Genomic DNA, 22,178 nt, shown 5'->3' with positions numbered 1-22,178 from the left:
CATTTTCAATACTTCACTTTTTTAATAAATATTTTTAAAATTATTTCATAAATTTGTTAAAAATCAAATAAATTAAAACATGAAAACACAATTACTAACGTTATTCGTTTTATTTTCTTTGAGTCTTGCCACTGCACAAACTGGTGGGTATTGGTCTTCTCATAATGGATCTAAAGCTGAGCTGACAGTTAATAAAGCTGCAGCTAGAGGAAATTTTCCTAAAGAATTTGTATTGTTTGATTTGAATTTTCAGTTGCTGAAGCAGAAATTAGAAGGGGTAGTTGCTAAGAGGACGGGTTCAATTTTGATTGAATTACCGAATGCTGATGGAAAAATTGAACAATTTGAGTTGTTCGAAGCTTCAAATTTTGATGATGAATTACAGGCTAGATATCCCGATATCAGAGCTTTTTCAGGTAAAGGGATTACAGATAAATATGCTACTTTGAAAATGAGTATTGCTCCACAAGGTGTGCAAACCATGGTTTCTAGAGTTGGAAGTAATACCGAGTTTATGGAACCGTATTCACAGGATAGAAAAACCTATGCGATATATCGTTCTGAAACAGGAAAAGGAAAATTCAGTATTCATTGTACTACTCAAGATGAAAAGATGATGGATGATTTGTCGGGAAAAATTAGATCGGTTCAACGCTCTAATACCGGTGAATTGAAGACAATGCGTTTGGCGCAATCCTGTACAGGGGAGTATTCGTTTTTTCATGCCAATGCTATTGCGGTGGGGACAACCCCAACAGTGGCTATATCATTAGCTGCAATCAATGCGACATTAACACGTTGTAATGGAGTGTATGAAAAGGATTTAGGACTTCATCTCAATTTGGTAGCTAGCTCAACCAATGTTATTTATACCAATTCGGTAACCGATCCTTACAGTGATACTGATGATAATTACAATTCGGAATTGCAAACTGCTTTAGATGCCGTTGGTGGAGTGGGATCTGCTAATTATGATATTGGACATTTGTTTTCGGCAATCGGAAATAATGGGAATGCAGGGTGTATTGGATGTGTTTGCGATGCTAATAAAGGAAGCGGATTTACTACTAGTACCGCGCCGGTTGGTGATAATTTTGATATCGATTTTGTGGTTCATGAAGTGGGGCATCAATTGGGGGCGAATCATACATTTTCTATGAGTCTTGAGAGTAATGGGGTTAATGTTGAGCCTGGTTCGGGTGTTAGTATTATGGGATATGCAGGTATTACAGATTATGATGTTGCTCCGCATTCGATAGATAAATTTCATGCGGTTTCTATAAATCAGATTCAAACAAATCTAGGAACAAAATCCTGTCCTGTTACAACGAGTATTACTACCAACAATGTGGCGCCAGTTGTAAATGCTGGTGGAAATTTTACGATACCAATCAATACACCTTTCATTTTGACTGGATCTGCAACAGATGCAAATTCGGGAGATGTATTGACTTATCAATGGGAGCAGGTGGACAATGCTTCTGCAGGTCAGAGTGGTGCAAGTAGTTCGGCGAGCGCTACCAAAGCTTCAGGGCCGAATTGGAGATCATATGATGCGAGTAGTTCGCCTTCTCGGTATTTTCCAAGACTGGAAACTTTTCTCAATGGGGCGACTACTACTTCGGGGTCTGAAATAGTGGTTGAAGCCTTGAGTTCGGTTACAAGAACACTTAATTTTAGGTTAACTGTAAGAGATAATGTACCTTATAGTTCTTCGGTGCCGGTGAAAGTTGGTCAAACGGGTTTTGCAAATGCGATCATTTCTGTCGATGGAACCAAAGGACCGTTGATTGTTTCTTCTCAAAATGTGGAAAATCAATCATGGTTGCCCGGCAGTAGTCAAACCATTACGTGGGCTGTGAATAATACCAATACGATTACTGGGGCTACTAATGTTAATATTTTATTGTCTACTGATGGTGGATTGACTTATCCAACTGTGCTTGTTGCTAATACCGCTAATGATGGTAATCAGTTGATTACTGTGCCAAATGTTTCGGGACAACGATGTAGGGTGATGGTGAAGCCAACGGCTAATGTTTTTTTTGCTGTGAATTCCAAAGATATCGCAATAGGTTATTCGGTAGCTTCGGTTTGTAATAATTACACGATCAATCCTAATGCAGCAATTCCTGATAATGGAACAGATTTTTTGGTGCATTCAGTAAATGTGCCAACGACAGCACCTATTTCTGATGTAAATCTTGGGGTGAATCTGACACATACTTATATTTCTGATATCACATTGGCTATGTTAAGTCCTCAAGGGACTCAACTTACTTTGTTTAGTGGTTCCTGTACGAGCAATGATAATATTAATGCAACTTTTGATGATCAAGGTTCGGCTATTGTTTGTGCAACAACTATTACTGGAAATATTGTGCCTGCACAATCTCTTTTTGTTTTAAATGATCAAAATCCTAATGGTTCATGGCTTTTTGGTGTTATCGATGAGGAGGCTTTAGATGTAGGAACAATCAATAGTTATACGTTGACAATTTGTTCTAAACAGTATACTTTAGCAAATGATGATTTTGAATTGGAAGCTTTTGAGTTATTTCCCAATCCAAGTAATGGAAGTTTTACTTTGAAGTTTGTTTCGAATACTGGTAACGACATTAAGGTTAATGTTTTTGATTTGCGGGGAAGACAAATTTTTGATAAAACCTATCGGAATACAGGTGTTTTTAGCCAGGATATTGGTTTGGAAAACGCTCAGGCTGGTGTTTATTTGTTGTCTGTTTTAGATAGTGGAAAAAAAACGGTAAAACGAATTGTTGTAGAGTAAATAGGTATATACTTACTAAAAAGACGAACCTTTGTTCGTCTTTTTGTTTTTTTTGTTTTTTAACATTTACATTTTAAATTTTACTATATATTTGTTAAAATACCATATAAATTAACCAAAAAGTTTGTTTATGAGAAAAAAACTACAAATTATTGCGTTTGCCGTATTAATTTCTCTTGGGGCACACTCCCAAGAGGATAAGTATTGGTCGCAAAATCCAGCAGGCAAAATGGAGTTGTCTGCGAACAAAACTGTGAAAAGGCAGTCTTTCCCCGAAGAGTTTAAATTGTTCAATCTGAATTCGGATGCATTTAAACAAATGCTGTACGCCTCGGTTTCTTCAAAAAGCCGAAAGACGAATATTATCACTTTGCCCAATTCAAGTGGTAAACTAGAAGAATTTGCTATTTATGAAGCGTCTAATTTTGATCCAGAATTACAAGCTAGATTTCCAGAAATCAGAGCTTTTTCTGGAGTTGGAATTACAGATAAGACCGCTACACTTAAATTGAGTGTTTCTCCACTTGGAGTGCAAACGATGGTTTTCAGATCCGATAAAGAAAATGAATTTATGGAGCCTTATTCTGAAGATGGTAAAGTATATGCTGTTTACAATTCTCAAAGAAATAAAGGGAAGTTAGCATGGAGTTGTACTACTGAAGATAAGAATGTAATGGAGGATTTGAATGGTCAAATCGAAAGAAAACAATTGCGTTCGAGTGGACAGTTTTTGAGAACTATGCGATTAGCTCAATCTTGTACTGCAGAATATTCTAATTATTTTGGAGCTACTTCTTCTGCACAAGTGAATTTAGTATTGGCAGCTTTTAATAACACGTTAACTAGATGTAATGGTGTGTACGAAAAAGACCTTGCTTTACATTTGAATTTAATTGCAAATACTGACAGTGTTATTTATTATAACGCAACTACGGATCCTTATTCGCCGGCGGGTCAAATGAATAACTGGAATAATGAATTGCAAAATACCTTAACTAGTGTTATAGGAGATGCCAATTATGATATTGGGCACTTGTTTGGCGCTACAGGAGGTGGTGGAAATGCAGGTTGTATTGGTTGTGTATGTAATAACGGAAAAGGTAGTGGTTATACATCTCCAGCCGACGCAGTTCCATCAGGAGATAATTTTGATATAGATTATGTGGCTCACGAGGTGGGACATCAATTGGGAGGGAATCATACCTTTTCAATGAGTAACGAAAATACGGGTGTAAACATGGAAGTAGGTTCGGGTATCACCGTTATGGGTTACGCGGGAATTACTTCTTATGATGTTGCTAGACATTCTATCGATATTTTTCATGCAGCTTCTATCGAGCAAATCCAAACCAATTTGGAAGGTAAAAGTTGTCCGGTTAAAATTGCTATTGCTAATCAGGCTCCTGTAGTTTCAGCTGGTTCAGATTATACGATACCAACAAGTACGCCATTCTTGTTGAACGGATCTGCAACCGACCCTAATGGGAATCCATTGACATATTGCTGGGAGCAAATGGATGAAGGTGCCGGTCAAACCGGTGCCAGCAGTCCGGCAAGTGCTGGTAAAACTTCTGGGCCAAACTGGGTAAGTTATTCGCCAGTAACAGTTCCGTTTAGATTTATGCCAAACATTAATTCTGTTGTGGCAAATTCTGCAACTACAGCTGGGACAGGAAATGAAATAATTAATATAGAGGCGTTGAGCTCTGTGGCTAGAACTTTGAATTTTAGACTTACTGTCAGAGATAATATTCCTTTTTCTCTTGCAACACCAAGTGTGGGACAAACGAACTACGATGATATGAGAGTGACTGTAGTAAATACTGGAGCTCCTTTCGTAATAACTTCGCCTAATACTGCAGTTTCGTTACTAGAAGGTTCTAATCAAACTGTGACTTGGAATGTGGCTGGAACTAATGCGAATGGAATTAATGAGAGCTATGTTGATATTTATTATTCGAATGATGGAGGATTTACTTATCCTATTTTATTAGCAAGCAGAGTGCCTAATGATGGTAGTGAAGTGGTAACTATTCCTGTTTCTGTGGATAGTGGAAGAGCCAATTCTTTAGGTAGAATTATGGTGAAAGCAAATAACAACATCTTCTTTGATATCTCAAATGCGAATATTACAACTACTGTTGGAGGAAATACGTTTGCAGCAAGTTTTAATGGTGTGGCAGGAGAACAAAACAAAAGCAAATGTCAAAATGCTTCAACAAATTTAACCTATACATTTAGATACGACGCAATGGGGTCATTCAATGCGACTACTACATTCAGTGCAACTGGTTTGCCTGCTGGAGTTACAGCAAGTTTTTCTCCTGTTTCAAGATCAACAGATGGTGATGTGGTTATGACGCTTACGACTTCTGGGTCTACTCCGGTTGGTCTTCATAATGTTATAGTAAATGCGACTTCGGGTGCAACGACTAAAACGGTGCCTTTCTATTTAGAAATTCTGAATTCTACATTTGGGGTGTCTAATTTGTCTGGACCAACTAATAACGCAACTGCTCAAAACACCACTTTAAATTTAACATGGTCTGCGGCAACAAGTGCAACATTGTATGATGTACAAGTGGCAAGTGATTCTGGTTTTACTTCTATTGTTGCTTCGGGAACAACTGCATCTACCAATTATATTGTAACCGGTTTAAATCAGGCAACAGATTATTTTTGGAGAGTTTTACCAAGAAATGCTAGTTGTAATGGTGCGTTTACTTCGTCATTCAAGTTTACCACAGGTATTATAAATTGTAGTACTGTGAGTAATAATACAGTGCAGGCAATTGCTGCTAACGGAAAGCCAACAATAACATCAACTATTGCAATTCCATCTGGAGTAACAATTAATGATTTAAATTTAACTGTTAACTGTACACATTCTGATGTGAGTGATCTGATAATTACGTTAACAGGGCCAACAGGAGCTTCTTCTAGAGTATTGGATCAATCGTGTTTAGGTGGTACAAATCTTAATGCAACTTTTGATGATTCTGGAAATGCTTTGGCGTGTGGTTCAAATCCAGCAATTAGTGGAGCTGTGATTCCGTTGAATGCACTTTCTGTTTTTAATAATACATCTTCTACAGGCACTTGGACATTAACAGTAAAAGATAATGATAGTGGTGATGGAGGTTCATTGAATAGTTGGTCTTTGAATATTTGTAATATTCAAGCTGCATTGTCTAATTCAGAGAATGAGTTGGCTTCATTGAAAATTTATCCGAATCCAAATAAGGGAAGATTTACTATCGAATTCCCTTCTCTTTCTGGAAAAAATGTTGAGGTGAAGGTTTATGATGTGAGAGGAAGACAGATTTTCGATTCATCTTATGTAGCTAACGGCGCATTTAGTCAAGAGGTTAATTTGGAAGATGTTCAATCTGGAATTTACCTTGTTAATATTACGGATGGTGATAAAAAAATTACGAAAAGAATAGTTGTTGAATAACGTAGTGTTTTTATTTGAAATGGAAGCGCAGGTTTAGCCTGCGCTTTTTTTATTTTTACAATAAGTGCAATTAAAGTGTTAATTTTAACATATATTCTTTAACAAATTATTAATCAATTGTTATATATTTGCCGACTTAATCTATAAACTATGAAAAAAATATTACTATTAACCTGTTTTTTTGGTTTTTATCAAGCTCATTCTCAAGAGTTAAGGGTAAAGACTGGAAATAACAAAACTTTTCAAAGTACAATTGAAGAGTCAAAAAGACAAGCGCCTAACGGAATTGTAAGATGTGCTTCTGTAGAACATCACAAAGCAAGACAAGTGAAAGGGCAAATCTTATCTGATGAACAATTTGAACAATGGATTGCTCCAAAAGTTGAAGAAATCAGAAAACGTCGCGAAAGTGGCAGAGCTTTACCGTCAGTAATTAGAATTCCTGTAGTTGTTCACGTTATTCATAACGGTGATGCAGTAGGAACTAATGAAAATATTGCTGATGCTCAGGTATTGTCTCAAATTACAGTTTTAAATCAAGATTTTAGAAGATTATCGGGAACGCCTGGTTTTGGTGCTGGGGTAGATACTTCTATTGAGTTCTGTTTGGCACAAGTAGATCCAAACGGTAACCCAACCAATGGTATTCATAGAGTGAATTTGGGAGTGGCTTCCTTCAATGAAGCTGCGGTTGAAACGAATATGAAACCAAATACAATTTGGGATCCTACCAAATATTTTAATATGTGGACGGCCAATTTCGGTGGAGATTTAGATGGCACATTGGGGTATGCGCAATTCCCAACAGGTTCAGGTCTGGCTGGTATGCCAACTGAAGATTGTATTGCTGGTGAAGCGTCTACAGATGGTTTGATCATGGCTTATAATGTTTTTGGATCAAGAGCTATTTATCCTGGGGGTAATTACATGGATACCAGCTATGATAAAGGAAGAACTGCTACTCATGAAATTGGACACATGTTCGGATTACGACATATCTGGGGTGATACTAATTGTGGTACTGATTACTGTGCCGATACTCCGACTGCTCATACTGCAAACTATGGTTGTCCTACTATAGTAAATTGTGACTCGACAGGAAATGAAATGGTACAAAACTATATGGATTATACTGATGATGCATGTATGAGTATTTTTACTCAAAACCAAAAAGACAGAATGCTAGCCGTATTAATGAATTCTCCACGTAGAGATGATTTATTAGTGTCTACAGTTTGTTCGGCTCCTCAAGCTTCTATTCAGTTCAAGAGAACTGCTTGTGAAACAAGATTGATTAATGCGGATGTTACAGAAGGAAACGGATGTAGCTTCACAGAATATACTGTGCCGTTAAGTATTAATAAAGCGCCTACTGCTAATGCGGTTGTGACTTTTGCTGTTGATGGTTCTTCAGTGGCTAACGCTAGTGATATTACTATAATGACTCCTACGGTTACATTTAATTCTGGTTCAATTGCTGATAAAAATTTAGTGTTTAGAGTTTTAAATGATGGAGTAGTTGAGCCTAATGAGAATCTTGTCATTAACTTCACAGTGAATGCAAATGGTGGAGATGCTTTTGCTAATGCAGAAGGAAATAAATTGACACTTACGATTTTGAATGATGATACTGCGCCTTTGGCGACTCAAGCTGTAAATATATTTTCACAAAATTTTGAAACACCTCCTTCTATCACAAATACAGATAGGGATGGTGATGGTCGTAGATGGCTTTCATTTGCAGGTAATGCTAATACAGCTGCTATAGGTCTTACGGGTAACTTCCAAGGATCTAGGTCTTGGGATAATTTACCAAGTCCAAATGGAACACCATTAAGTCCAGATAATTTAATGACATTCACTACTCCAATTGTAATTCCTTCTGGAACTACTGAGTTGTCATTTAGAGTTGGTGCTGCTGATCCTGATTACTTCGCGGAAAACTATTCGGTTTATTTGACCACTTCAAATGTACCTAATACAATTGTGGCACAGCCGGCTATTTTTAATGAAAGACTTACTGTAGGTGGGGTAACTGCGGTGAGAACTGTAAATGTTAGTTCTTTTGCAGGTCAAACAGTCTATTTAAGCTTCAGACATCATGCAACGACAGATATGTACGTATTGGTTTTAGATGATGTTGCTATCAATAATTTTACTTCAGCTAGCGTTCAAACAGCGGTGAACTCTGCAACGCAATACCAGTCTAATTTGTCATCAACAGGTACTGCTTATGCGAAAGACAGTTCAACCTCTAGAATGATGGTTGATATTAATAATACTTCAAATTTCAACTACGGTTGTACTAATGTTTTTGTATCAAGAGATCAGGCTACGGCAGGTGCTGCTGCAGTTAACTATGGTACAAATACAGCAAACAATTTGAAAGTAATGGCTAAAACGTTTACGATTACGCCAACAACGAATAATGCTACTGGTAATGCTACTTTGAAATTCTATTTCTCTGAAGCAGAAATTGCAGCTTGGGAAAGTGCTACTGGGAATTCAAGAACAGCATTAAGAGTAATTAAACAAGGTGATGCTTCTGCATTGTCAACTACTGCAGGAACTTTTGGTACTAATACTACTTTAACTGCAAATGTAGCTAATGGTATCGGAGGAGTTTACTACTTCGGTGTTCAAAATACGTTAGATACATCTGATTTTGAATTTGATAATTTTGCATTGTATCCAAATCCAAACAAAGGAAACTTTACGGTACGTTTCAATCCTGAAACTAATGATAAAGTGAATATCAATGTGTATGATTTAAGAGGAAGACAGATTTTTGAAAAAGCGTACGTGAACAACGGAGCATTCAATCAGGAAATCAACTTGGATAAAGCACAGTCTGGTGTGTATCTAATTACTATTGCTAATGGTGATAAGAGAACAGTAAAACGTATTGTTATTGAATAATATAAAATAATGATATAAAAAAAGGGAAGCTTAATGCTTCCCTTTTTTATTTTCCGTTGAACGTGTTCATGGTATTTCCTAATCCGGCCAACGCAAATGATTCAATGACTTGAGTTGAAACTTCTAGTCTTTCGGTAAGTTTTGTTTTTTCTTCCTCATCCCATTCTCCTAAAACATAATCTACCTGTTTTCCTTTCTTGAAATCATCACTGATACCGAATCGGAAACGGGGGTAATCGGCAGAATTTAATAATTGCTGAATGCTTTTTAATCCGTTATGTCCACCGTCTGATCCTTTCGGTTTAATTCGAATGGTGCCAAAAGGTAAATTGAGATCATCGGTAATGACTAAAATATTCTCTTTGGCAATTTTCTCCTTTTCCATCCAGTACTGAACTGCTTTGCCGCTTAAATTCATATAGGTATTGGGTTTAAGAAGAAAGAGTGTTCTTCCTTTGACTTTGTATTCAGCCAATGCGCCTAATTTTACTGTTTGGAAGTCTAATGCTTCTTTTTTGGCTAAAAAATCCAAAACTTTAAAACCGATATTGTGTCTTGTGTTGGCATATTCAGCACCAATATTGCCTAAGCCTACTATTAGAAATTTCTTCATGTCTGTGTCTGTTACTGCTGTTGGTGTTGTGAACAGCTTTTTAAACCAATTCATCATCGGGCAAAAATAATCCAATTATATCAAATAAAAAAAGCACCTCGTTTGAGGTGCTTTTGTATAGAGTGTAAGAAAATTATTTTTTCTTTTTTCCACCTTTTTCTGCTTTTGCAGCTTCTTGAGCAGCTTTCATCGCAGCACGTGAAATTCTCACTTGACACACTACAGTGTTGTCTGGGTGTAAAAATTTGTATTTATCAGATACTAATTTAGTAATGTATAATTTATTACCCATTTCTAAAGAAGAAATGTCAGCATCGATATAGTCAGGTAAGTTAGCAGGTAAAGCTTTAACTTTCAATTTACGTTGGTTTAAACGTAAAACACCTCCTAATAATACACCTGGAGAAGTACCTACAACTCTAACTGGAATTTCCATAGTAACTTCTTTGTTGTCAAACAATTGGTAGAAGTCAATGTGTAAAATTTTGTCAGTTACAGGGTGTACTTGAATGTCTTGTAAAACAGCATTGAAAGATTTACCGTTCTCTAACTCAATCACAACTGTGTGTGCGTTTGGAGTGTAAACCAAGTTTTTGAATGCTTTGTCTTCTGCTGAGAAATGCACTGGTTGATCTCCTCCGTATAACACGCAAGGAACCGCTCCAGCATTACGTAAGGCTTTAGTAGCAACTTTGCCCACGCTTTCTCTTTCTGATCCTTTAATTGTAATCGATTTCATTTTAAAAAAATATAGTTATTAAATATTTTACTCGTTTTCGCATGAAGTTATTTACTTTATGCGTAATGAGCCGGCAAATGTACGAACTTATTATTAAGTTGAGTGCCTTTACATTAAAAATTTTCCACTAATGGAATTATTATGGTGAACCATGTGCATTACCTCTGCAAATAATGGGGCACAGCTCACTACTTTTATTTTGTGGGATTCTTTCTTTAATGGAATAGAATCGGTAACAATCAATTCGCTCAATTGCGAGTTTTCAATTTTTTCGTAAGCACTACCCGATAAAATAGCATGAGTACAAATTGCACGTACGCTCAATGCGCCTTTTTGAATCATCAAATCGGCAGCTTTGGCTAATGTGCCTCCGGTGTCAATCATATCGTCAACCAGAATGACATGTTTTCCTGTTACTTCACCGATTAATTCCATCGATTCGATAATGTTGGCCGCTTTTCGCTGTTTGTAACAAATCACCACGTCAGATTCTAGGAATTTAGAATAGGCATACGCTCTTTTAGAACCACCCATATCCGGAGATGCAATCGTTAAGTTTTCCAAACCTAAACTTTTAACATAAGGAAGGAAAATAGTTGATGCAAACAAATGATCTACCGGTTTTTCGAAAAACCCTTGGATTTGATCGGCGTGTAAATCCATCGTCATGATGCGAGTGGCACCAGCGCTTTCCAATAATTTTGCAACCAGTTTGGCTCCAATCGGAACTCTTGGCTTGTCTTTTCTGTCTTGACGAGCCCATCCGAAATAAGGAATTACAGCGGTAATATGTCTTGCAGAAGCTCTTTTGGCAGCATCTATCATTAGTAACAATTCCATCAAGTTATCAGAACTTGGGAATGTTGAACAAACAATAAATACTCTCAATCCGCGGATGGATTCTTCATAAGACGGCTGAAATTCACCATCACTGTATTGCGAGAACGTTACTTTTCCTAGTGGTACACCGTATTTTTCGGCGATTTTCTCAGCTAGGTAAACACTTTGTGAACAGGCAAATATTTTTGCTTCGGGTTCTAGGTGTGGCATTAAAATGTTGTTTTTATGTCCCAAAACGTATAAAATTTAACTTTTATGTTGGTAAAAGTTTTAAGTTATAAGCGCCTCGGGTGTAGTTAGTTATGTGTCGTGTGCGTCATACGCGGTGCAAATTTAGGAATAAAATCGGACTAGGAAAGATAATTTATAACTATTTTTTTTATGATTTGTAGAATTTTTTTTTACATTTGCACCCACAATACTGAAACAACAATTCGTTTTAGTTTCATCCTTGCCCGGATGGCGGAATTGGTAGACGCGCACGACTCAAACTCGTGTACTTAGGTGTGTGGGTTCGATTCCCACTCCGGGTACTAAACCTCTCAGCAATGAGAGGTTTTTTTGTTTTTGGGCGTGTCCTCATTCGTTCCTCAATCGGTCGGGCTGTCCATTGTATCTTTAGTAAGTACTGTCGTACTTACTGCAGGATGCCATTTCCATCCCTCACGCAGACTTCAAAACAATATCCTTCTTTTAACAATTGTATTTTCTTTTTAAAGATTGTTTTTTATAGTTGTGGCAAATTCATTTTTAATAATCTTTTTGCCACAAATTTATTGATCGCATTGTGTTTGTATAAACCAATATCCTAAAATAATGTTTTTATATTCTACCTCGGGATCCCTTAAATAATGATTTTGAACACTTGTATGTTTTTACAAAATTATTGGAACCATGATATTGTATAAGGGAAAAATTATAAAGATGGATTTTTAATTGATTGATTATAAATGTCTTAATTTTAATTGAGATAATCAATAATTGAAATACTTGATTTTGCCTGTTTTTTTTGTTCTCTTTGCAAAAATTTCAAATACCCTTATGAAGAAGCATTTTTATCTTTGTTTTTTATTTTTTACGATAAAATTCTTAGCTCAGGATAAGATAGATTTATCACCAAACACATACTCTTTACAGCAAGTAAATCACCCATCTTCCAATGAATTCAGGGGATTGGTGGATATTTCCGTGCCGCTCTACACACTCGAAACCAATTCTGGATTTAATTTGCCCATAAATCTGAAATATTATTCCGGAGGAGTTAAAGTGGATGATTACGGAAGTAATGTTGGTGTAAATTGGAATTTGAGCGGAAACGGTGTAATTATCAGGAAAGCTTTCGGTAGGCCTGACGAGATGACCGATCATTCAATTCCGATATATATCTACTATTCCGAGCCGGGCTACACTATTGATTGTAATGCTACAGGAAGTTACTATAATGTGGGTTGGTTTAGTTCTAAACAAACCATACTTGATAATATAAATTATAGAGTTAATAATCCTTTAAATAGCGATATTTTATACGGACCCAATGTAAGTCCAGATTGGTTTAGTGCCTCAAGAAGTACAGATTTTTTAATTTTCCCAAATGAAGGAAAGATGGGGTTTACTTCATTAGATAAGGGACCGGATGAATTCCAGGTTTTTCTACCGGACGGAAGATTTTTTACTTTCTTTTTTAATGATGAATTAAAGCCAGTAGTGACAAACTCATTGAACTATAAAATTATAAATTCAAATTCGGATATTAATGGGATTATTAATTTTACGGTAATTGATGATGAAGGGACAGAGTATTTATTTTCAGACAGGGAAATGAGTTATTTGGAATTCCCGGCACCAAGTATAAATAGCCCATATAACAGTTTGGTTAGAGGAACAGGCTCCAGTTTTCCTTCAACTGAAGTGATTAATAGGTATGATTTGTGGAGGATTTGCACAGGAAATGAAGCTAGTGCACCACTTGCAAAAAGAGAATATACAAATGCTTGGTATCTGACTAAGATAACAACTAAATTACAAGAAGTGATTAATTATCAGTATGAAGATAGATTTGTTTATAATATCGAAAAGGCACCTTATGCTAATTCTATTAATTATACTACAAAAAAAGCTAAATTTTTGATGTCGTTTTCAGATATGAAAACAGGTTCGTCATCATTTAATTTGGCAAAGTTCAAAGAAATAATTAAAATCCAATCTGAAAATGCCACAATACACTTCAACTATGGTGGTAAACGAGAAGATATTATAGCTAATAGTAGTTTGTCAACTGTCAGAAAACTGAATGAGCTGATAGTGGAAACAAAATTTAGTAAAATTGCAAAAAAATATATTTTTAAACAGACTTATGTAAAATCGGTATTGGACGGTAATAATAGAGCCGAAAGTGAAATAGATCAGGCTGTCTTGAAAAGGTTGTACCTTGATGAAGTAGTGGAAATTAATCCTTCTAATCTGGTACAAGAAAAAAACAGATATAAATTTGAATACTACAACAGGGATTTATTACCTAATAAACAGTCGTTTAAGATGGATTATTGGGGTTTTTATAAAAAAATAATTACCGGGAACTTGTTTTTTCTTCCTGACCTATGGCATTATCCTGAAGGAAATATTGAGAATCAGGATAAATCAAAATTTTCGATTTATCCAAGGACCTTACAAGATGAGCCATCCAGAAGAATAGAAGGTAATTATCCAATTATTGAATGGAGTAATAGTCAAAACCAATATATCCCTTCTCAGGTTACTGGATTTTTCCAAGATAGAAGGCCAAGTACCGATGAAATTAAATATGGTTCATTGGTTAAAGTTACTTACCCAACAGGTGCGGAGTTAAATTTAGAGTATGAAAATAATACATTTAAATATTATGATATTGAAAGATTTGGCTCAGGAATAAGGATTAAAAAAACCAGTTTAAAAGAAGGTCTGAATAATTATGTTAAAATATATGGATATCCAAGTGTAAATAATGAAATATCCGGAAGAGTGCTTGAGGTGCCTGAATTCACAAGAGAATACGACACTAAAGTATCCTATCTAAATCCAGACAGGGTTGAGCTTGAACGATTTTATTCAATTTGTAATTATCCTGTTTACCAGAGAGGTAATGAAAACTTTAATGTGATGTATCGATTTGCATCCATTGAAGAAATCAATAATGGTGTTTCAAACGGTAAAATATTGAAAGAGTTTTATGTTCCTTTTGAATCTGGAGTTTTTCAAAAACAGCTAGCATCAAATTATAATTATTTATCAAGTGCTAAATTGAATGTTAGCTTATGGAAAACTACTTCGAGCGATTTTAACAGACCAAATTTTATTATTAAGAGTGGTGATTATCATCCTTATTTCGCAGAATCAGATTTCAGAAATTTAAATGGACGTATCATTTCTGAAACCATTTGTGATAAAAATAATATTGCATTAAAAAAGACCGAATATGGATACGATGATTATATAACCGATTTTAAGCGTATAAACTTGTATGGATCACCCGAATATCTGTCTGGAGGAACAGATAGATTATTAATCATCAATTCTAAATTAAAAACAATTAAAACAACTGATTTTCTTGGAAATGGTAGTCAAACCATAATTAAGAATTTTGAGTACGATTCAAAAAATTATATCAAAAAGATTTTTGAGAATGACAGTAAAGGGAATACTTATGTAACCGAATTTTTGAGACCGTCCGATCTGACAGTCAGTGTTAATTCACCTGAAGAAAAATTAATAAGTTCAAACCAACTTAAAACTGTACTTGAAAAAACGTTATCACTCAACGGGAAGGTGGTTGAAAAAAGCAAAAACACTTTTGTGAATAAGCTAATTGGTAAAACCAAATTGGAAGGGGCAAATGTCGTTCCTGAGTTTTCACCACTAATCTCGTCTATTGAAAATTCTAAAGACGGGATAACTTTTTACAATACTAAAAAATATAACTACGTAGATAACACTAACGTACCTGTTGAGATTTATAAAGAAGGTAATTCAAAAACAGCATTGATCTGGGGTTATAATAAAAAATGCATTATTGCTAAATTGGAAAACATTGACTTTTCAGCCATAAACTCAAGTGTAGTTACTAATCTTCAATCTTTGTCTAATTTAGATAATGATAATTGTAAAACAAGTTCTTGTAAAGAAGAACAGTTGAGATTAGCATTGAATAATCTGAGAGCATCTTATCCTAAAGCAATGATTACCACTTATACACACGATCCTTTAATAGGATTAACCAGTGTTACCAATCCAAGGGGTGAAGTAATGTATTATGAATATGATCATGATAACCGTTTAAAATCTGTTAGAGATTATTTAGGAAATATAATTTCTGAAAATGAATACAATTACAAAAATTAATATTTTTTGAAAGCCATGTTTAAAACAATAATATACGTTCTAATACTATTGCCAATATTTGGTTTTGCCCAAACCAAATCAGAGAATTATCTTAAAACAACTAATTATAGAGATGAATATAAGGGGAGCTATGTCAATTTTTCCCAAAATTTAACGACATCCGATTTTATTCTAAACGGAGGTGGCGGAGGAAGTGGAGTATTAAAAATTACTGATAATATACTGGAAGTTAATTTTAGCGGTTCCTGGTCGGCTCAAAGGATGAAATCAGGAGTGATTAAATATCTTAATACATCACCTAAATTGCCTAATATCGATTTAGGGCCTATCAATCACAGTACCACTTCAATTCCAACAGGTTATTACGCAAAAATTAAAGATAATAATCTATTTTTTTACTCGCCTTATTTTTTAGACGGGGTAAAGTGTGATAATACGTATCCGATAAACGCGCCTGGTGTAAATTATAGTACTAATTTGCCTAACCTGTATGCGTGCACGCCATCAGGCGGTGGTGGTTCCGGAGGTTCGGTTACTATAGCAAATAATTCGATACGACTTTATTTGAGTGGCGGTTGGTCTTCTACCTGTAATCTGAAAACCGGCCAGATAATGTATCTAAGTACGTCAACTTTGCCGAATATAGATCTTGGGCCTATTAATAGTAACCTTGATGAGCGAACGGTTTACAGAGCTAAAATTGAAAATAACTGGTTAGTATTTTATGCAACGGAAACCATCCCGCAATCGCCTGTGGGATGTTCGATGAATTTTGCCAAAAGCTTGTTGATAAACAAAGAAAATAAGCAAACCACTTTAAAGTATTATGATGGCTTGGGAAGAGAAAAGCAAAAGATACAAGTAGGGCAAGGAAATAAAGATAAAGCTAAGACAAATATTATTGATTGGAAGAGTATTTGGACATTAGGGTCAGGATCTACAGGTATTTTTACTGCAAACGGTACAACAGCAGAAAACAATAGGATAAATGAAGTTACTCCTTTTGGTCAAATTGATAAGGTTTGGAGATGTGGAAGTGATGTTGAAAGTGATGCTGACGGTGGATGGAACACTTCGCCGATACAAATAGATCATAAAAAAGCATACCAATATTGTGTATGGATTAAACGTAAAAACAGTTTGAATGGTTATGCCCACCACGGGACAGGGAATGTTCAGAATCTTGACGGTACGCCTGACAATAATCCTTATTTCTGGGCAGGAAGTCTGCCGGCATTAGATAAATGGTATTTACTTGTTGGATACATCCATCCCTCTGATTATGTAGGGAGTGATACCGGTAAAAGCGGTTTGTATGATATGCAGGGGAATAAAATCATAAACGGTAAAGAATTTAAATGGAATGCAGGCGTAACATCTGCACATTTTAGGAATTATATGTATTATGTAACCGATACTAATGCTGTACAATACTTTTATAATCCAACATTGCAAGCCATCGATGGATCTGAATCAACTCTTAAGGGGATATTGAATAATTATGATATTCCTGATTTAGTTACTTATTTTGAGTATGGAGGAATTAGCCGTAAATCAAAAGAGTTTCTTCCTTATGCATCACAGCATACTTCATCAGAGCAGATATATTCGAGTCCTTCAACAGATCTGAATGCATTTTACAATACACCAAAATTTGAAAATACTTTAAATCCCTTTAACGAAATAAGATATGAAGCTTCGTCTTTAGATAAGGTTCTGGAAGTTGGATATCCTGGTAATGATTGGAAAATAGACCCAACCAGTGATTTGGACAATACTGTCAAAATGGAATATGAATTAAATACGGCAGCTGATAAAGTAAAGCTTTATAATGTTTCTATTAATTCTTCGAATATTTCCTCACTGATTGATGCTGGTTATTATAATGATTTTGAATTGACTAAATCTGTTGTGAAAAATGAGAACTGGAAACCAATACAAGCTAATTTACTTAATAATACATCAACTGAATTTAAAGATAAATTAGGGCGCGTTGTATTGAAAAGGGAAGTTAATGACGGAAAATGGCATGATACTTATAGCGTTTATGATGATTATGGTAATTTATCATTTGCCCTTCCCCCAATGGTTAACACATATCCCAACAACCAACAGATATGGAACAACCAATACTATGAAGACTACAATATAGCTTCTCCTTTTACTTCCGGTTATACAAACAATTCAGGAAATGAACTTGTAGTAGCTTTGCATAACGGCAGATTGTCAGGTTATTTTGATAATTTCGGAGACGGGCCTAATGTGCCTTTAAATACTGTCAGCCCTGCAATTGACCTCAATTTTGATCCGCCGCTTCCTGACATGCAGTTAGGGACTGTTTATACCTTTGTAAACGGAGTGCAGACTCCTTCAGGATATACCGCTTATGTTCAAAACGGAGATATTTACTTTAGCGGGAGCAATGCCATAATCGATAACGGAATTCATTTTTATTTTGATATCGATCTGGGTACCCTTTCAACTAATTTAGGTATCACGATTACTCCTGCAATACTTGATGAGCTGGCTTTTCAGTATAAGTATGATAATAAAAACAGGCAAATTGAAAGGAAATTACCGGGTAAGGAAACTGAGTTTATTGTTTATGACAAATTGGACAGACCAGTCTTAACACAAGACGGAAATCTCCGTAAACAAGACAAATGGCTTTTTGTTAAGTATGATGTTTTTAATAGAACTGTTTATTCCGGGATTTGGACAAATCCAAATACTGGACAAAGTAGAGATGCCGTTCAACAGATAGTTGATAGTCAGGTAGTGGGTACATGGTCTGAAGTTAAAAATTCGACGGCATTAAATGTAGGATCACCTTCAGCATCTGTTTATTATAGCAATAATTCGTTCCCTTCAGCAAATACTGAAATATTAAATATCAATTACTATGACGATTATGTTTTTGATACTGTAGGCTTGGTTCCTGAAATTTCTTTTGAGGTTAGTCCTGCAACTAATGTGAAATCTTTACCAACAGGGACAAAAGTTAAGATTTTAGGTACGAGTTCATGGAGCACTTCTGTTACTTACTATGATAACAAAGCAAGAGCAATTTTGATAGCAACAAACAACAATTATTTAAATGTTGTTGATAAGATGAAAATGAAACTGGACTTTGTGGGTAATGTACTTGAAACGGAATCGACACAGTTAAAAGGGACTTTTCAAACAACTATAAAAGATGTGTTTTCATATGATCATGCAGGAAGAATAATATCCCAAAGGCAAAAAATTGATAACCAGGCAGAACAATTATTGTTCAAAAATAACTATGATGAATTAGGAAGACTGGTTTCAAAAAACGTAGGAGGAAAAACTATACTGACCGGGGAGCAAGGGCTTCAGAAAATTGATTTTAGTTACAATGTCCGTGGTTGGTTGAAAGAAATAAACGATGTGTCCGAAATGAAAAATGATTTGTTTGCAATGCAGTATTTTCATCAGGAGCAAAATGGCAGTTCCCAATTTTTGGGAGGTAATTTAGGTAAATCTTTGTTTAATGGTAACATCAGTGCTGTTTCATGGAGAAGTGATAATCACTCATCTTCTCTTAAATCATATTATTATGAATATGATCATTTAGACCGTCTCAAGCTGGCTAATTTTGTTGAGAATGCTAACAGTAATATGGGGAAATTTAATGAAGGAGTGTCAGGGTATGACCGGAACGGAAATATCCTTGATATGTATAGGAATGGTCAAAGTCTAACTAATCCTTCAGTAATTGAAACTATCGATTACTTGGATTACACCTACAAAGGCAATCAATTGATTTCGGTTGATGATAGTTATCGCCAGACATCTTGGGGAGAACGTGGATTTAAAGACGGAAACACGGTTGATGATGATTATGATTATGATGAAAATGGGAATTTGATATTTGATAAAAACAAAGGGATTACAACGATAGAATATAATCATTTGAATCTGCCTACAAAAATTGTATTTAACAATGCTGATACCGGGACAGCAAATCCCAGGGTGATTACGTATAAATACAATGCTTTGGGTTCCAGAATTGAAAAGAAAGTGTATGAGCCGGTTGGAACGCCTTTAGCAAATACAATTACAACTATCCATTATAATGGAGGAGCTGTTTATAAAAATAATATTTTAGAATTTTTCCAGCAGTCTGAGGGATATGTGGCATATGACGGTAATGCAGTAGGCGACAAATTTTCGTATGTTTTCCAATATAAAGATAATGTTGGCAATGTAAGATTATCATACAAAGATGTAAATAATGATGGTATTGTTACTAGGGCAACCACCGAAATATTCTTCGATGGTTTTGAAACAGCCAGTGGTTGGGATAACCAAGGATTTTCATGGGGAACAGCCATAAGCGGATATGATAACAATAAGAAACGTTCAGGAAACCTGTCTGGTAAGGTCGAAAAATTATCAGCTGGTGTAAAAGCTGTTCATAACAATAATTGGGTGGCCATAAGTAATACACAGCCAACAGATTATATTTTCTCAGGATGGATTTATAGCAACGGCCCTTTCGCACAAATGTTTTTATTTGAAAATACGTCTACGGAAACAAATTATTATACAAATGTTGAATATGTAAGAACTGATGAAAAAAACCGTTGGGTGTATGTTGAGAAAAGAGTAACGGTTCCGGCAAATATTACCAAATTGAATTTACGTATAGACAATGGAAATGGAAATGGGACAGTTTGGTTTGACAATGTAAGTATACGACGTGTAAATCCAACAAACGAAATTGTTGAGGAAAACAATTACTATCCTTTTGGTTTGAAACATGAAGGTTATAATAATATTGTTAGCGGTTTCGGTAATGTCACAGCAAATAAATTTAAACTTACAGGAAAGGAACATGAAAGCGAGTTAAGCTTAAATACATATGATTTTGGATCCAGAAACTATGATCCTGCTGTGGGACGTTGGACAAGTTTTGATCCTTTGGCACAAAAGGCCTTTAACTGGACACCTTACAGGTATGCATTCAATAATCCAAATGTTTATATCGATCCTAATGGTGAATATGAAATTAATTCAGCAGGTCATATAGTTATAAATAATCCTGCGGAAATTGATATGTTTATGAATTACATGGCGAATAATCCTAAACAAGGGGTAGAGAATTATGCAGACCACGTTATGAATTCGGGGAATTACAGCTATGAATTGGATGAAATATCGATAACTGCGACTTTTAGTAGCTCTAGAGGGATGAAGTTTAGTCAAACGGACAGCTATTACTATAATGCAATTTTTAAGCAAATTGATAAGGCTTATTCAAGAATCAACGATTTCGGAGATGGATTGATTGGAGGCAGTATCTTTTTGGATGGACAGGAATACAACGATAAAGGTTATTCAAATGCTGACCATCTAGGTGCAATAGGTTTTGCCGGGACATTAGGAGAAGGCTATATTGAAGGTTATACAACGCTAGCCAAATTTTCTAAAGGTGCAGGAGATTTAGCGAAGTCAACAGGTAAAGTTTTTGCCGGTGTAGGTGTAGTGACTGCGTTAGGAGATTTTGCCCTTAGCGCTAAATCCGGTTCAGACTATGCAAGGCTTGGAGGGGCAGCTTTAATTACCTTAAGCGGTGCAATACCTGTGGTTGGTCCGGGTGTTTCAATTGCTTTAGGGGTTCTGGATGGAGCCGGAGCGTTTGATTCGTTTTACAAAAAATTTGATTAACAGATTATGGAAGCTTTTTTATTGATATCGTCACAGTATGTCCTTCTCATATTTTTTTTTAAGAGATCACTGTTGTTAAATAAAAAAATCAAGACAATATTAATAATTGTGAATTCTATTTTGCTCTTGATTGGTTTATCTGGCTTCTTAGGGCATCCGGTAATTTCAAAAATGTTTATGGTTCCTTTTCTTTCGCAGTGCTTATTTTATATCTTAAATTGGATATTCAATGTGTTTTATGAGAGGGACATCGAAGATACTTTTTGGCATAGGGAAAATAGTTTATGGGAAGATTCCTTTTTTAATATGATCTATATATTTCTTACAATGTTCTTTTTTACAATGTTTGCTTACAGTGATTAAAAGTTAATTGTATTTTACAATGAAATGATCTACGAAGCTATAAACAAATTAAGGAATTAATACCTGAAACTAGACAGGAATTTATCTTGAGAGTTTAAAATACAAAGCAGTGTCTTATTTTTTTATAAGATGCTGCTTTTTTTTATTCGGTTTTATTGTTGTAGCCAAAATTCCAGGCAAAAAAAAAATTTCTGCTGCCAAAAAGTTGTGGCAATTTCGTTTTGAAAAACCTTTTTGCCACAAAAAGTGTGGCAATTTCATTTCCGGAAATCTTTTTGCCACAAAATTTATCCACTCGGTGTTTTGTTGCTGTAATCATAGAATTATGCTGGATTCAGTAAATCAATTATAGGAATTTTCATTCGGAAAATGATGATTGACATTTTTCACA

8 protein-coding genes and 1 tRNA gene are annotated in these 22,178 nt (G+C 35.3%); 6 read left to right on the top strand and 3 right to left on the bottom strand.

Going from position 1 to position 22,178, the window contains the following annotated elements:
* Positions 1-79: 79 nt before the first annotated feature.
* The 3 genes from ACS8MM_RS11800 (at position 80) to ACS8MM_RS11790 (ending at position 9,164) form a co-directional block, all read left to right on the top strand.
* Positions 80-2,788, top strand: coding sequence for a zinc-dependent metalloprotease (locus tag ACS8MM_RS11800; protein WP_379717138.1), 2,709 nt, complete (start codon positions 80-82; stop codon positions 2,786-2,788).
* A 130-nt stretch (positions 2,789-2,918) separates the two neighbouring features.
* A complete protein-coding gene (locus tag ACS8MM_RS11795; protein ID WP_379717135.1) occupies positions 2,919-6,245 on the top strand; it encodes a zinc-dependent metalloprotease in 3,327 nt (1,108 codons plus the stop codon).
* Positions 6,246-6,395: 150 nt separating this feature from the next.
* Positions 6,396-9,164 (top strand): T9SS type A sorting domain-containing protein, encoded by a 2,769-nt coding sequence (locus ACS8MM_RS11790; protein ID WP_379717132.1) that lies wholly within the window; start codon positions 6,396-6,398, stop codon positions 9,162-9,164.
* A gap of 46 nt (positions 9,165-9,210) precedes the next feature.
* Here ACS8MM_RS11790 and pth read toward each other — a convergent pair whose 3' ends face one another.
* From pth to ACS8MM_RS11775, 3 genes are all read right to left on the bottom strand, one after another.
* Positions 9,211-9,834: an aminoacyl-tRNA hydrolase gene (gene pth / locus ACS8MM_RS11785; protein ID WP_379717128.1), complete on the bottom strand. Its 624-nt coding sequence runs from the start codon at positions 9,832-9,834 to the stop codon at positions 9,211-9,213.
* 76 nt (positions 9,835-9,910) lie between these two features.
* Positions 9,911-10,516 carry a 50S ribosomal protein L25/general stress protein Ctc gene (locus ACS8MM_RS11780; protein WP_379717125.1) on the bottom strand — a complete coding sequence of 202 codons (606 nt, stop codon included), beginning with the start codon at positions 10,514-10,516 and terminating at the stop codon, positions 9,911-9,913.
* A 108-nt stretch (positions 10,517-10,624) separates the two neighbouring features.
* The gene (locus ACS8MM_RS11775) at positions 10,625-11,566 is read right to left on the bottom strand and encodes a ribose-phosphate pyrophosphokinase (protein ID WP_379717122.1); all 942 of its coding nucleotides are present in this window, start codon (positions 11,564-11,566) and stop codon (positions 10,625-10,627) included.
* A gap of 243 nt (positions 11,567-11,809) precedes the next feature.
* On the opposite strand from ACS8MM_RS11775, the gene ACS8MM_RS11770 reads away from it, so the two are divergent.
* From ACS8MM_RS11770 to ACS8MM_RS11760, 3 genes are all read left to right on the top strand, one after another.
* Positions 11,810-11,889, top strand: a tRNA-Leu gene (locus ACS8MM_RS11770).
* A gap of 508 nt (positions 11,890-12,397) precedes the next feature.
* Positions 12,398-15,730, top strand: a complete 3,333-nt coding sequence (locus ACS8MM_RS11765) for a hypothetical protein (protein WP_379717120.1) — start codon at positions 12,398-12,400, stop codon at positions 15,728-15,730.
* Between the two features lie 15 nt (positions 15,731-15,745).
* On the top strand, positions 15,746-21,424 hold the full coding sequence (locus tag ACS8MM_RS11760; RefSeq protein ID WP_379717117.1) for a DUF6443 domain-containing protein: 5,679 nt from the start codon (positions 15,746-15,748) through the stop codon (positions 21,422-21,424).
* Positions 21,425-22,178 lie beyond the last annotated feature (754 nt).

This window comes from Flavobacterium sp. MAHUQ-57, from assembly GCF_051908335.1.
Lineage (GTDB): Bacteria > Bacteroidota > Bacteroidia > Flavobacteriales > Flavobacteriaceae > Flavobacterium.
This window is presented reverse-complemented; position numbering and strand designations above follow the sequence as displayed.